We start from the raw sequence: 15,082 nt of genomic DNA, 5'->3' as shown, positions 1-15,082 counted from the left end.
GAGATCTGAAATTTACCTGTTTTTAAGATTAGTCTCTAAAAATTGCTCCAGAGTGGTATAGAACTGATGCCTGCTTTCCTGGTTCTTGGCAGGGAATAGAATCCCTTCATTTTCCAGATAGGTAACATTCACATTTCTCTTTTTAAGGTTCTTTACAAATTGCAGGGTTTCTCCCGCATTGGTATTCTGATCTTTCACATTCTGACAAATGAATACAGGAATATTGATTTTATCGGTCTGGAATAAAGGGGAAGACTTCCGTATCAGATCAGCATCTGTCAGTGGATTCCCGACAATCCCATAATACATCTGCAAGCTGTTCTTATGATAAGGCGGAATAGATTTCAAATAAGCGAACAAATTGATTACACCAGAATTAGAAGCCGCACAAGCATAAATCCCGGAGCTGAGGTAAGAACTATTCAAAGCGATATTTCCACCAAATCCGGTCCCATAGATTCCTATTCTTTTCGGATCGGCAATCTTTTTATGGATGAGCCAGGCTACGCCGTCATTGATATCACTCTGGATCTTCCCTCCCCATTCTTTAAAGCCGGCAGACATAAATGTCTTTCCATAACCCGAGGAACCGCGATAATTAATTTGAAATACAGCATACCCTCTGTTTGCCAGGAATTGAACCTCGGCATTGTAACCCCATAAATTGCGGTCTACCGGACCGTCGTGTGGCAACACCACTACAGGCAAATGAACCGCTTTAACATGTAAAGGAAGAGTCAGGTAACCATTAATTTTAAGTCCATCTTTCGATTGAAAGTTAACAGCTTTCATTTCACTCATCTCCCCTTCCCGGATGGCAGAGTTAAAGTCACTTAGTTTCCTGAGTTTTCTTTTGTCTGCAAAATAAAGATAGTAAGACCCTGGATTACGGTCTGTAAATGTCCGGATTACAAATACATTTTCTGCTTTATCGCGCGAGAGGATTTGTGTTTCTGTTTTAGGAAGCAGACGATCCAGGTCATCATATATAATCTTTATAGAATCATCCAGGTAGTGCTTTTCTTTCTTCCAGGTTTCGTAAGTAAGAAAAGACATCCTTTGTTTTTTTCTTGAATACTGAGCTTCGGTAATGTTTAGACTATCATTGCCAAAAAGTACTTTCAACTCTTTACCGGTATTACAATCCACTTCTACCAATGCACTTTTATCCCTGTTTACACTGGAAATGGCATAGATGATATTAGGACTTTCATGCTTAAATGCAACAGGCTTAAATGTGGTAATGAAATTATTAGTCATAACGGGCTTGAATACCTGTCCTTCCTGTGCCCGGTAAAGCATGGTGGTCGTCCCACCATCTGTGCTGATCGCAAGCCGCAGCTTTCCTTCTGAATCCGTTTTCCAATCGGTAATATTTCCCGGGTTTTTGGCCGCCATTTCCATACTTCCGTTTCTCACATTTAACCGGTAAACATCGAAAACAGTAGAATCTCTTTTATTAGAAGAAACCAACAGGTATTTGTCATCAATCAACTGGTCTTCCAGAACCCTCATCTTACCCTGCTCATTCCGGCTCAACTGCCGCTCATTTGCACCTTCTTTGTCAATAATAAAAACATCTGAACGGCGTTTTGCAGCATCAATCTCCTTATAATAAATCAGGTCATTGTTACTTACCCACAAATAAAAAATAACATTCTTGTCTTTCAGATGGGTAATTTTTCTCGCCTTTCCGGTAGCAATGTCTTCTATATAAAGATTCAGTCCCGAATCCTCCAGCTTCAGATAGGAGATATTCAGTCCATCAGGAGAAACACGATAGGTTACCTTATCCTGAGATTTAAAAAAATCATCCAGAGGGATCACACGTGCCCCTTCCTGCTTCTGCTGACAAGCAAAACTGAGAGATATTAAAAACAGGAAGAAGTATCTTTTATATACAATCATATTATTTAATAGCCTGCAAAGCTACACAACGCTGCCTTTCTAAAAAGGCTATACACCAATATTGTTACTTTTATACTCCTTTATACTGGGGTATGATGTTGAATATAATTACTTTTTTGTGGTATGGGAATATAAATGAGTAACATTTAAAATACCGGTATGTATTAATCTTGTGCATATACCGCATAAATTAACCTTTAAATCGTTAATTTTAGGTTCCTGTACCCTTTATCTGCATGAAAAAAATAATTTTAATTCTATCCCTTTGCCTCTCTGTTGTATGTTCTTCCGCCCAGGAGAGTGTAGATGATGCGCTTGCCTATCAATATTATCAGCAGGGTCAGTTTCAGGAAGCGGCTATTTTATTGGAGAAGCTCTTCAACAAGACCAACAGTGACGCTTACTTTGAATTGTATTTCACTTCATTATTAAAGATTAAAAAATTTGAAGAAGCGGAAAAGCTGGTCAAAAAACTGATCAGACAAAATCCAAAAAAACCGGCTTACAGCATTGCACTCGGCCGATTTTACCAGGAAAAAGGGCAGATTGCCGAAGCCAACAAACAATATCTTCAGGCCATTAATAACCTGCCTGCAGAAGAATATAAGATCAGAGAACTGGCCAATAATTTCTATAATTTCCAGGCATATGACATGGCCATTACCACCTTTCTGCAGGGGAGAAAGCTCATGAACGACAATAAGCCTTTCACTTTTGAATTGCTGAGTATTTATCGTTATAAAAAGGATAAAAACATGCTGATCCAGGAGTACCTGAATGCGCTTCCTGAAATGCCACAATTGCTTCCTCAGGCAGAAAGCGTGTTGTCTACGGTCTTTGAAGACAATGCAGATTACCAGCTACTGCAAGCTGCTTTACTAAAAAAGATTCAAAAAGAACCTCAAACAGAAATCTATACAAAATTATTAATCTGGCAATACCTGCAACAACAGGAATATGAGATGGCACTGAGACAATTGATTGCACAAGACAAACGGACCAAAGATGATGGAACAATTCTATATCAGACCGCCAATACTTTTCTTAGCAATCAGGCCTATCCGGTAGCGATCAAAGCCTACGAATACCTGCTGTTAAAGGGTAAGGAGAATCCATTCTACCTCCCGGCAAAAGTTGAATTACTGAATGCCAAATATCAATTGCTGATTGCAGGAAAATTTGAAAACACAGCCATTAACGAATTAGCAGCAGCTTATCAATCCATTATGGATGAATATGGGAAAACACCGCAGACAGTCTTCGCCTTAAAAAAATGGGTAAATCTTCAGGCCTATTACCTGAATGATCTTGACAAGGCTGAAAAAGGCCTGGAAGAGGCGCTTAAAATCACTGGTCTTCCTATAGCAGAAACCGGGCAGCTAAAACTTGATCTTGGAGACATTTATATTTTAACCCAGCAACCCTGGGAAGCCATTCTGCTTTATGAACAGGTAGCAAAACAATTTGAAAACCAGGCGATCGGAAATGAAGCCAGATACCGCTCTGCCCGACTTTCCTTTTATCAGGGAAATTTTACCTATGCGAAATCACAGGCAGACATCCTGAAGGCCTCCACCTCACAGCTGATTGCCAATGACGCACTGAACCTGAGCCTGCTGATTTCGGACAACCTTCAATCCAGTACAGACAGCAGCGCACTAAAAATGTATGCTGATGCAGAAATGCTTCAGTTCAGAAACCTTCCTTCCAAAGCCATGATAAAATTGGATAGCATTGCTATAGCCTTCCCGAACAATAGCCTTCTGGATGATATCCTGATGGCAAAATCAAGAATCTATATTAAAAATAATGAACTTACTCAGGCGATAGCTGTATTGAAGGAGCTAACGGAAAAACAACAGGCCAGCATATGGGCGGATGATGCATTGTTTACGCTTGCCGACCTTTATGAGCGCAATATCAAAGATAATGAGCAGGCAAAAGCATTGTATCAGAAGCTGATCAATGATTATCCGGGCAGCATGTATACTACCGAAGCAAGAAAACGTTTTAGGAAACTTCGCGGAGATATTATTGGTACATAGTTCCTATCTTTGCCAAATGTTATTATACAATGTTACTTCAATAATTGAAGATGCCGCTGCCGACCGCTGGTTGCAGTGGATGCAGGAGCTCCACATTCCGGCGGTAATGTCTACAGGGAAATTTGTTTCTCATCGTTTACTGAAAGTAGTGGATTCTCCAAATGAAGGGGTTACTTATTGTGCCCAATATGTAGTGGACAACATGGCCGATTACCTGGATTATCAGGAAAATCATGCCCCGGCCTTCCAGGCTGAAGCAGTAGCGAAATTTGAAAATCAAGCCGTTTCCTTTCGCACGCTGATGGAATATGTAATCTAATCCCTAATATGAATATTATAGAAACGCCCATTGCAGGCCTACTGATCATAGAGCCAAAAGTGTGGAAAGACAACCGCGGCTATTTTTACGAAAGTTTCAACGCAAAGACACTGGCAGATGCAGGCATTAATGTCAGCTTTGTCCAGGACAACCAATCCTTTTCACAGAAAGGAGCTTTAAGAGGTTTACATGCACAAAAAGATCCCTTTGCCCAAGGTAAACTTGTTCGGGTAATCCAGGGAAAAGTGATCGATGTTGTCGTAGACATCAGAAAGGACTCTCCTACTTATGGTACTCATTATGCAATTGAACTTAGCGGAGAAAACCACCGGCAACTTTGGGTTCCCCCAGGATTTGCACATGGTTTTTTAACCCTGGAAGACGAAACTATCTTTACTTACAAAGTAAGTAATTATTACGACAAGGCTTCAGAAATAGGGTTAATCTGGAATGACGCAGATCTGAATATTCAGTGGAACAAGTTCCTTCCTGAAGAAGGATTTATCATCTCTGATAAGGATCAGATCCTTCCTGCATTTAAAGATTTTAACAGTCCTTTCTAAAGGCCAACAGGAATAAAAAAAAATCGCCCTGAATGGTTCAGGGCGATTTTTTTTATTCCTATTTACAGAACTATTGTTTAATCAGGTTGTACAACTCGTCCAACTTAGGAGAAAGTACAATTTCAATTCTTCTGTTTTTACTTCTGCCGTCAGCACCTGTATTTGGTGCCAAGGGTTGAAATTCACCTTTACCTGTCGCGGTCATACGGACACCTTCTACCTTGGCAACTTCCGTCAGATACCGGACTACAGAGGTCGATCTCAATACACTGAGGTCCCAATTGTCTTTTATCTGCCCAAGGTTAGTGATTTTCTGAGAATCCGTATGTCCTTCTACGGCAATGTTAATTTCCGGCTGTTCTTTCAGAACACCTGCCAGCTGGGTAAGTGCCTGCTTTCCTTTTTCATCAATAATAATACTGCCCGAAGGGAACAATAATTTATCCATAAGCGACACGTACACCTTTCCGTTTTTAATTTCTACCGTTAAGCCGCTTTTCGTAAAACCCAGTAAGGCTTGCTGCAATTTTTCCTTCAGCTGATTGGTCGCTTCGTCACGCTTACGCAGGATCTCTTCTACTTCTTTCAGACGCTGCTCTCTCTTTTTAAGATCCTGAGAAAGTTTGCTGATCTCTGTAGAGCTGTTATCTTTTAACTTGGCATAGTTGCCATCTATTTCAGAATACTTATTTCTCAGATCATTTAAAGTCGCACTGAGGCCGGTGGTGTCTTTTTTCAATCTCGCAATCAAACCTTCCAGGTATTCTCCCTTCAGGTGCGCCTGCTCCAGACCAGAACTCAATGAATCCTGTTTTGCCAATAAGGCTTTATACTTTTTAGGGGATAACACCACACAGGCGCTGAATGCGGTTGCAAACAATCCTGCAAATAAGAGTAAAACGGTTCTTTTCATAATAACTATTGCGCTACGGCATTTCTCAAAAATAATATAAAGGGATAAACACTTTCAAAAGCAGTTTTCAACTTATCCACGATTCCGGCTTCCAGCAATTCTTTGTCTTTCAGCGGATAAATCGCAATAAAGCTTTTTAGCTTTAACAGTTCAATTTGAGGATGGTCAACCTCATAACCTTTGGGCGCATTTTTCAGTTTATCCTCCTGACTCAGTTTAAACGTGTTTTCAAAACTTTTAGCATGTATAATATTTAAAAATTCTGAAGTATTATAATCTATTTCTTCTCTGATTTTCTTGAGTACAGGTGCTTCAGGCATCCAGAATCCTGCACCTAAAAAACATTGTCCCGGTTGGATGTGAAGGTAATATCCCGGGTCTGGAATGCCTTTTCCTTTCACATTGAAAGAGATGCCGTAGTTATTCTTATAAGGGTCTTTATTTTTACTGAACCTTACATCCCTGTAAATGCGGAGCAAACATTTTTTCGCTGGGGTATCAATTGAAAATTCCGGATCAACTGCAGCCAGCAGTGGAATCAGCTGATCCACAAAAGCCAATACATCATCCTTTGCGGTTTCGTATCTGCCTTTATTTTCTGCAAACCATTCGCGGGTATTATTCTGGGCGACGTCGGTTATAAAAGCTAATGTTTCTGGTTTAATCATGGCTTATCGTAATAGGCGTTGTACTTAATTTTTGGTGATAGCCAATGTAATAAAATCACGCGGGAATAGCGATAGTTAAATGGGGCCAGGATTAAACATCCGGAAAAAATCACGGTAATGTATAACCAAAAAGATTCAAATTCAAGCCAGCCACCGGACAGAACATAAGCAGCTACTCCGAGTGAAATCATCTCCGCGCAGTTCATCGCATAACTTACATACATTGCTGCATAAAAATAACCCGGCTCTATCTCGAAACGAAAATCACAATGACTGCATACCGTATTGGTTCGCTGAATATTGAAACCATACAGACTTCCGGTAAAAATATCGCCTCTGCGACACTGTGGGCATTTCCCATGCACAAGTGCATACAACTTAGAGGTTCTTTCCATATCTGCTGTTAAATGCCTGCAGAGAAGCAGGCAGAAGAAATTATTCCGAAATGTTAAATACCTGTTCCGGGGTTTTCTTACGGTACTTGACATACCATAAAATCCCCATTCCTGTAATGAGCAGATAAGGAATAGCAAGAAGGTAAATAATTCCTGTATTGAGGCCTTTTCCCTGTGTATTTCCGTTTTTAACACTTTGTTCGGCACTAACGGTACACATCGCACATTGTGCGCTGGCAGATGGCATATTGGAACTCAGCAACAAAACCATAAAAAGGAAGACATATGCTATCTTTTTCATGTTGCAAATATAGGGAAAGAAGCTTAGAGATAAGTGCGTTCGTATTGTAAAAAATATCACATAAAAAAGGCCGGCAAACCTAAGTTTACCGACCTCAACGAGAGGGGGGATTTATTATTATCTAAGAACTCCTGTAAAATTAAATCCAGGTTGTTCCTTACTCGTCATCTTACCTAACAAACGTCCGGTCGTCAAATCATTATAGTAATCAACAGTAAACGTATCATTATCGAAACGATTCAGCATTGCAGCTCTCATTGCAGGTAACAATGCAGGGCCTGCACCTCCACTGGCAATTAAACCGCTAAACTTAAATTCACCGTTTTCTGTTTGGGTATAATCATACGTATATACAGCAGCAAAAAGATTTCCCTGCTGATTTAAGGTAAAGCTGATTACAAAAGTCTTGGCATTCTTATTAAAATCGAAGCTAAAATCACTTATCGTAGAATTGAATCCGGCAGCGGCCGTTTTTACCGAATTGTATCCTGCAATAAACGAATCACTCGAACCAGGTAACGGAGTACTTCCGGGAATTCCAAAAGAGCTTGCAGCAGTACCAATTAACAAATGCAATGGAATAATTGCTGACGTACTCGTTTTCACTTCAACTCTTCCACCTGAAGTGTTCAGGAATAGCTTTCTGGCAGATTTATCCCAGTCCAGAGACAAGAAGTTAGCAGTTTGAAAACTCAGTGGATTACGGAACCTGAAGCCCGCCGGAGAAAAGGAAAGTGGAACTTCGCCTCCAGTAATAACTCCTCCATTAAGTAGATTCAGTAAAAAACTTCTGGAATCAAGTCCGGGCTTCACTGAAACCTGTATCTTCTTCGCATTATCTTTAGGATCAGGAATAAACAGGAAAGGATTTTCCACTAAATACTGATTTACATCCGAAATCATTTTCGGATAATCAGCTCCGTTATAAAATGCTTTCTCAGCCGCTGTAGCTTTTACCAGTACAAATTCAGTATTCCGTTTCTTACCAACCAATTTCAAAGTATCTCCAACCTGCTCCCTGATTTCAAATTCGAAATCAGAACCATATCCTTGTCCTTCAATTCCACCAAACACACTAGAGCTGGGGTCAGATAATAAATGAAGGTAATTATAGGTATCGAAAATTAGTGTCGGAGCCATTACCTGCTTCAACTGGAAAGTACTTCCTTTAGACTCCGTTGCCTCATCTGCATCGAAATCAGATCTCATGGTTACCCTGCCATCATCTCCAAAGTTCATGTAGAAGCTATATCCTCCGCCCATCGCGGTGGTATATAGAAAACCCTTCCATCCATTGGCACTTCCTACCAGTTCCTTTTTATATTTTTCCAGGCTCTCGCTAATGCGTTCTTCTGGCTTCTGGTTATCAACCAGCTCCTGATCTTTTTTACATGCCTGAATGCCCAGCACTACAAAAAGTCCTATTATTAATATCTTTTTCATTAGATTCTAATTTTTTTAAATGGTTATTTTTTTAGTGTACCATAAAATGACAATTGATTTGTTGATGGAATCAGAAATCCTGCAACTACTCCCTTCGAATTTGGAATCAGGTTTTCTATCCAATCTCCTCTTAAAACCCTAAGTGTCATATAATCTAATAGCGTTTGCATTTGAGGTTTTAAAAAGTCACCATTTCCATATTCAGTGCCTGCTCCCGGGTCAGCTAATGAAAATCTTAATCTGCCACTTGCAGGATCTGTCGCCAGGGTAACATTGTACCAAATTCCGGCAGAACCAGCCGTAAACTTCAAAATCATATCAGAAGTATTGGTTCTAAGGTTTGCAAAATCAAGGGAGAAATTCGCGCTGAGGCTAAGTCCTGTTTCCGCTCTAACCGCTGCCCTGCTATCATCAAAAGCAGTCAGGAAGGCTGCAGGCTGACTGGCGGCATTTCTGCTGAAGGTAAGTCCTTTATACAAACCTTCACTGAAGTTAGTCACAAACGATCTTTTCTGACCTGTTAGCTTTTCCTTTGCCAGCAAGATTTTATCCTGTAATGCGCGAAAATCCAGGCCATGGTTTACTTTATAGTAATCCACCACCATTTGTTCTTTCCTTTTTAGCCTGAGTTCCCCGGAAGCACTGCTGGTATTCGCAAAAGCTGTGTATGCCTCCTGCCCTTCAACCAGTAAAGTAGAAGCCGTTTCCGCAAAATCCTCATCTCTGTTCATCCTGGCATATCTGGTAATAAAACCAAGTTCTTTTGCAATTGCAAAGGTATTATCTCTTGCTGCCCATGATCCGCCGATATGCTCAGGAGAAATCTGTTCAAAATCAGCTGGAACCGGAATATTCTGATGAAGTATGTGTACAAATTCATGGTGAATGGTATGCATCAACTCTTCAACACCTGGAACATTTGCTTTATCGTACCCGTTTATCGTAAACAGGTTAATCCGTCTTCCGGCATCAGCAGTACCCAGGGTAATGGTATTGTCGATATTATACTGAGGGCTACCAACCAATGCGATTTGCTTTGGAATAATTGGTTTAAGGAAATTTTCACCGGCAATCTGAAGATAAGGCTCTATCCAGCAGTCACGGATAGCCTCCATCACGGGCTGAACCTGGTCTTCGATTACAGGAACCAACTCCTTATCAATCGGGGCCTGAAAACGATCAAACCGATATAATATTTCCATATTATATGGATCCAGAAAATTAGAGGCTAACCATTTATCCAGTGTTCCGGGTACAAAAGTACTCGGATTAGTCTTACTTAGATCGACATTTAATGCCGCTTCTTTTTTACACGATGCTAAAACTGAGCTTAACAGCAGTGCATATACAAAAATCTTTTTCATCATTTATAATTTCTTATCGTGTGTCCTTATTATCTTGGGTTCAATTCCAGTCCCGCTTTTACAACCGGATTTGGCAACTGGAATAACCTGCGCGGATCATCAGCTTTTAATTCGATATAAGTTTTCCCCCTGTTGGCATCCAGCACAAGGTGTCTGATAGTCAATTTATGCCTGTTCAAATCAAACCATCGTAATCCCTCCGAAATAAACTCTACTTTTTTCAGGTCCAGAATGGTCTTAATCAATCCGGCTTTTGCATCAGGAGTACCATAATAAGTGGCTATTTTAGCCAGCGTTACTTCATGCGCAGCTGGATTATAATTCAGGATTCTGGTACTTAAGAAAGTATTAATATCTGCCAGAGCCAAATCAAACTGATTACTGGAGCTATAAGCCTCGGCCCGGTTCATTAACAGCTCATCGCTGGTAAATAAAGGAACCATAACGTAAGGATCTCCGAAACCAGAACCAATCTGGCTTTCAAAAAACAACTCTTTAAACTTAAGCAGAGAATAAAAAGGCTCTCTGTTAAAATTACGGTGAGCAAAACGTCCACCACTGATGTTTGGACCATCTATAGTCGCCATAACCGTTTGACCCAATGAATACCTGCCATAAAAATTCCGGGCCCAGGCTGAGCCGGCTTCAGCTAATAATAAATTCGAATTCTGGTTGGACTGAGTGAAAGCCGTTCTGAACTCTCCGCTTGATAATGCCAGGTAAGAAGTGTTCCATGGTCTAAGCATAGTCTTCGCCTGAGCAGCTGAAGTAAATACTTTTCCTGCATAGGTAATCACCTTATTATAATCACCTTTAAACAAATAGAACCTTGCTGCAAATGCATTAGCAGCATTAGAAGTAAAATGGTATTTAGGGACTTTATATACCGAATTGTTAATCATAGTAATTCCTTCAGTCAGGTCACGTTCGATCTTGTCATAAGTTTCCCTAACCGTTTCCCGCTTATATTGTCCGGCAACAACAGTCTCCGGTTTCGTTACATATGGAATACCTGGAGAAGTATTATCGCCTCCAATATTATAAGTTTTGGAATATAGTGTTACCAGCATAAAATGCGCATAAGCTCTGGCCACTAAAGCCTCTCCCCTATAAGGAATCAGACTCACATCATTAGGATGTTCGTCGATATATTCCAGGGCACTATTCGCCGAAGCAATCGCCAGGTAGCATGCATTCCAATAACCATCGGAGCTGCCGGGGGTACTTGCGCCATTTTCAAAATCTCTCCAGAAATAAGCAGCTTCCCATAACGTATTTGAACCGTAATCTATATATTCTGTACTTGGTCCTTTATCTTCTGAATTATCCGAAGAGTTCTCTGTAAAAGAAAGGTAATCTGCCTTTGGATAAGCAGATACTAATAATTGAGCAACCTTATCTTTAGAATTTAGTTTGGTACGTAAATCCGGTGTCTTTTCCAGGTATTTTTTGCATCCTGCCGCGGTCAAAAGCACTCCGGACAATGCGATATAATAGATATATTTATTAAGTTTCATGTTCTTCTAATTTAAAATCCGAGTTTTAATGATAGTGAATATTGGTGCGGAATTGGCATTGCAACCCCTCCAGCTCCAAAAAATTCAGGATCTTGTCCGTTCAAACGCTTATCCGAATAGATCAACCAAACGTTATTACCTACCAAACCTACTGAAGCATTTGACGCACCAATGCGTTTTGCCCAGTCCTTTGGAACCTGGTAAGTAAGCATAACTTGTTTCAGACGAACAAAACCCCCATCTGCCACGCGCTCAGTAGAATAATTATAAGTGTTGTACGGATAAGCACCGACAGGTAAATTAGCCTCGACATAACGATCGGCAATGGAAGGAATTCTTGTTTTAAGCTCATCTCCTGGCATGGTCCAGCGGCCAAGGAAATCATTTGATGTGGCAGAAAGATCGGTATACCTATTGCTATAATTAGGACTCAAACGAACTTTATTCCCCGCACTGAAAGTCACCAATGCAGATAATGAAAACCCTCCGTAGCTAAATCTGTTGGAATAACCACCGGTTAACTTAGGATCAATCTGACCTTCATATTTCAGATGAGCAAGATTATTGCTTTGGAAATAAACAGACTGGGATTGTCTCTCTCCTTTTTCGTTAATAAAAGTCGGAACACCTGTTGAATGGTCCAATCCATCAAATACAATAGAGAACAATCCACGTTGAGGATAACCTACCCTTGCTCCTCCATCTTCAGTAATCAAATTGAAGATCGTTGGCTCATTCTCAAGACTGGTGATTTCTCCTTTATGAAAACCAAAATTTAAGTTGGTACTCCATTTGAATTTCTGATGGTCAATTACCTTCGCATTCAAGGTCAGTTCAATTCCTTTGGATTTCATATCAGCATAGTTAGCCAGCTTAAAGCCTTCACCACCGATTCCTGATGTTGGAATACGCCCGATCAGGTCATAACCATTACGTTTGTATAAATCCACAGATAGCGAGAACCTTTCTTTAAAAAAGCCCAGATCAAAACCAAGGTTGGTCTCATATTGCTTTTCCCAGGTCAACTCGCTGTTTTCCAGACCATCAATATAAATAGAAGATTCCTTATCAATATTATCAGGTCTTCTGGTTGTTTGATTACGGAAAATGATTGTCGAGTTTTTCGCATTTGCAGTACTTGCAGTTAAGCCGTAAGTGGCACGTATGGTTGCCCGGCTTAAAATGTTTTGTTTCTTGAAGAAATCTTCCTCATGCATATTCCATGCACCACTGACATTCCAGGTTGGTAACCAGCGCGCAACAGGAGATTCTCCCAGCAGGTTGGAACCGTCATAACGGCCAGTCGCATTGATACTGTATTTTCCTTTATAGGAATATGCGGCTCTTGCCATGTACGATAAATAACGTTCATATTCTGTACCCATTCCATAATAGAAACTGTTGGCCTCAATATTCTGTTTAAAATAATCAGGAGTTAAAAAGGGAACCCCTCCTCTGTCAAATTGATAACCAACTCCATTATTAAAACGACTCTGTTTGTCAATATACCTCAACTCCGCAGATCCAAATGCATTAAATAAGTGATCCTCATTGAAAACTTTATCATATTCAACGGAATGACGCATGTAATAATTTACAAGGTTATTGCTGGTGACATTGTAAAACCCACCTTCAGGAAGTACAATCTGTGGAAGTGATCCTGGTTTACTAGGATCTCTATATAAAAATCTATTGTTTTCAATTACATTTTGATTGCCATACGCACGGTAAGCCTGTGCAGTGTTAGAATATTCTGTAATGCTATGCTCTCTGTCTGACTTCACAAACCGGTAAGCTCCATCAAATGAATACTTTAAACCTTCCAGAATTTTATATTTTAAGCCTGCCTGTACTTTCAAATCAACAATACTTGTCTTAATACTATTGTTTTCCAATTCATTCAGAATGTTAAATGGTGCATAGTTTTGAGTAAAATATTCTTTGCTGCCATCTTCATTAAAAGCAGTTAGAACACGACTGGTATTCAATGCATATTTAAATGGATTAATATCAAAATCTCTATTTAACCGGCCTGAAACAGCATCATTGTCCCTGTTCACGGTACCAGGACTGCGTTGATCTCTAACGTTTCCTTGTGTAGATAATTCAATCTGCAACCGATCGTTAATGTCAAAATTTCCACGGATAGTACCGGTAAAGCGTTTCACACCATCGCCTACAGTCCAGCCACTATCATTTAAAAAACTCGTGGAAGCATAAATTTTAGATTTTGCCGAACCCGCAATAATGCTAAGGGAATGATCTTGCATCAGAGAATTTCGGAATAACAAATCAAACCAATCTGTATTCGCATTCGCATAACGGTTTAGAAACTGAGTGCGGCTGGCTTCATCATTTCTCAACGCATAAGTTTTTGTGATGGGGTTATAAACATACAACTGGTCATACATCTTACGAAAAACACCACCATTTGAAGCTGAAGAAACATCAGCGTGATTTAACCATCCTTTTCCTTGCATATCAAGATAAACCTGCATTTGGTCGGCAGAATTCATAATATCAAACTGGCTATAGGTAGGCTTTAAGAAAGTAGTGAAGTTTCCGGAATAGGAAATTACCGGCTGCCCCTCAGTATTTTTACCTTTTTTTGTCGTCACTACAACCACACCATTCATTGCTCTTGCACCATACATTGCCGTAGCAGAAGCATCTCTCAAAATTTCGAAGCTTTCAATGTCATCAGGATTCAAACCTGCTACAGAGGATCCGATAAGTGTTGAAGGGTCTCCTGTCGACAATTGCTCATTGGAAATATTGACGATATCTTCAAGAATAATCCCATCTACGACCCACAATGGCTTATTGTCTCCACTGATAGACGTTGCCCCACGTACACGAATTTTCGGAGCTGCACCAAAAGTACCCGAAACGTTCTGCACAGATACCCCTGCTACCTGACCTTCCAACATACGACTCACATCCTGAATACCGCTTCTCTCCACATCTACTGCCTTCAATTTTGTAGCAGCACCGGTAAATAGCTTCTTATTCAGGTTTTGGTAACCCGTAGAAATAGTTACTTCCTTTAACTGACTGATGTCTTCTTCCAGGACTACATTGATCGCTGTCTTTCCTGCAACGGTTATTTCCTGACTTTTATATCCGATTGCGGTAAATACAAGAACAGCATCATCTTTTACCTTGATCTGGAATTCACCATTGCTATTGGTCGACACCCCGTTCGAAGCGCCTTTTTCACGAACACTGGCACCAGGTAATGTCTCGGTTTGGCCATTGGCTGACTTTGATCTTACGATACCTTTAACTACAATGTCTTTGTTTACCGCTACAACAGGGGCCTTTTTCAGAATTACCTGTTTACCGACAATACTATAGTTAATCCCTCTTGATTTCAACGGCTCAAGATCCGTTCTGATAGAAATCAGCTTAACAGGAACGTCAATACTCATCTCCTTATTGATCTGAGCTGCATCATAAACAAAACTTATTTTGTAAGCATTTTCTATTGTTCTTAGATAATTCTCTAGTCTCTCTGTCTTGATCGCGCCATACTGCAATTCATCTGCCTTCGCAAATGAAAAACAAAAAAAAGTGAAGAATAATAAGGCGCTGAGGCCATACTTCAATCTCCGCAATTTTCTTTGGTAGTTTTTCTCCATAAATT

The 15,082-nt window shown here is 40.2% G+C and carries 12 protein-coding genes; 3 read left to right on the top strand and 9 right to left on the bottom strand.

Annotated features, from left to right (window positions below):
* Positions 1–12: 12 nt before the first annotated feature.
* Entirely contained in the window at positions 13–1,908 is a 1,896-nt protein-coding gene (locus tag BFS30_RS11580) for a prolyl oligopeptidase family serine peptidase (protein WP_069379444.1), read from the bottom strand.
* Positions 1,909–2,144: 236 nt separating this feature from the next.
* Here BFS30_RS11580 and BFS30_RS11575 point away from each other — a divergent pair, with 236 nt between their 5' ends.
* From BFS30_RS11575 to rfbC, 3 genes are read left to right on the top strand one after another with little or no spacing between them, the layout of a single operon-like run.
* Positions 2,145–3,953 carry a tetratricopeptide repeat protein gene (locus BFS30_RS11575; RefSeq protein WP_069379443.1) on the top strand — a complete coding sequence of 603 codons (1,809 nt, stop codon included), beginning with the start codon at positions 2,145–2,147 and terminating at the stop codon, positions 3,951–3,953.
* Positions 3,954–3,969: 16 nt separating this feature from the next.
* Positions 3,970–4,272, top strand: a complete 303-nt coding sequence (locus BFS30_RS11570) for a DUF4286 family protein (protein WP_069379442.1) — start codon at positions 3,970–3,972, stop codon at positions 4,270–4,272.
* 8 nt (positions 4,273–4,280) lie between these two features.
* A complete protein-coding gene (gene rfbC / locus BFS30_RS11565) occupies positions 4,281–4,835 on the top strand; it encodes a dTDP-4-dehydrorhamnose 3,5-epimerase (RefSeq protein WP_069379441.1) in 555 nt (184 codons plus the stop codon).
* A gap of 70 nt (positions 4,836–4,905) precedes the next feature.
* Here the strand turns inward: rfbC and BFS30_RS11560 are convergent, their stop codons facing one another.
* The 8 genes from BFS30_RS11560 to BFS30_RS11525 form a co-directional block, all read right to left on the bottom strand.
* The gene (locus tag BFS30_RS11560) at positions 4,906–5,748 is read right to left on the bottom strand and encodes an OmpA/MotB family protein (RefSeq protein WP_069379440.1); all 843 of its coding nucleotides are present in this window, start codon (positions 5,746–5,748) and stop codon (positions 4,906–4,908) included.
* Positions 5,749–5,753: 5 nt separating this feature from the next.
* Positions 5,754–6,416 (bottom strand): DUF2461 domain-containing protein, encoded by a 663-nt coding sequence (locus BFS30_RS11555; RefSeq protein ID WP_069379439.1) that lies wholly within the window; start codon positions 6,414–6,416, stop codon positions 5,754–5,756.
* Positions 6,413–6,811, bottom strand: a complete 399-nt coding sequence (locus BFS30_RS11550; protein ID WP_069379438.1) for a DUF983 domain-containing protein — start codon at positions 6,809–6,811, stop codon at positions 6,413–6,415. Before BFS30_RS11550 ends, BFS30_RS11555 begins: the two co-directional genes overlap by 4 nt.
* Positions 6,812–6,851: 40 nt before the next feature.
* Positions 6,852–7,112, bottom strand: coding sequence for a hypothetical protein (locus BFS30_RS11545; RefSeq protein ID WP_069379437.1), 261 nt, complete (start codon positions 7,110–7,112; stop codon positions 6,852–6,854).
* A gap of 117 nt (positions 7,113–7,229) precedes the next feature.
* Positions 7,230–8,555 (bottom strand): DUF4302 domain-containing protein, encoded by a 1,326-nt coding sequence (locus tag BFS30_RS11540; RefSeq protein WP_069379436.1) that lies wholly within the window; start codon positions 8,553–8,555, stop codon positions 7,230–7,232.
* A 23-nt stretch (positions 8,556–8,578) separates the two neighbouring features.
* The gene (locus BFS30_RS11535) at positions 8,579–9,922 is read right to left on the bottom strand and encodes a substrate import-associated zinc metallohydrolase lipoprotein (RefSeq protein ID WP_083252018.1); all 1,344 of its coding nucleotides are present in this window, start codon (positions 9,920–9,922) and stop codon (positions 8,579–8,581) included.
* A 26-nt stretch (positions 9,923–9,948) separates the two neighbouring features.
* Positions 9,949–11,436 (bottom strand): RagB/SusD family nutrient uptake outer membrane protein, encoded by a 1,488-nt coding sequence (locus BFS30_RS11530; protein WP_069379434.1) that lies wholly within the window; start codon positions 11,434–11,436, stop codon positions 9,949–9,951.
* Positions 11,437–11,447: 11 nt separating this feature from the next.
* Positions 11,448–15,077 carry a SusC/RagA family TonB-linked outer membrane protein gene (locus BFS30_RS11525; RefSeq protein WP_069379433.1) on the bottom strand — a complete coding sequence of 1,210 codons (3,630 nt, stop codon included), beginning with the start codon at positions 15,075–15,077 and terminating at the stop codon, positions 11,448–11,450.
* Positions 15,078–15,082: the final 5 nt, after the last annotated feature.

Source organism: Pedobacter steynii (assembly GCF_001721645.1).
GTDB lineage: Bacteria > Bacteroidota > Bacteroidia > Sphingobacteriales > Sphingobacteriaceae > Pedobacter > Pedobacter steynii_A.
This window is presented reverse-complemented; position numbering and strand designations above follow the sequence as displayed.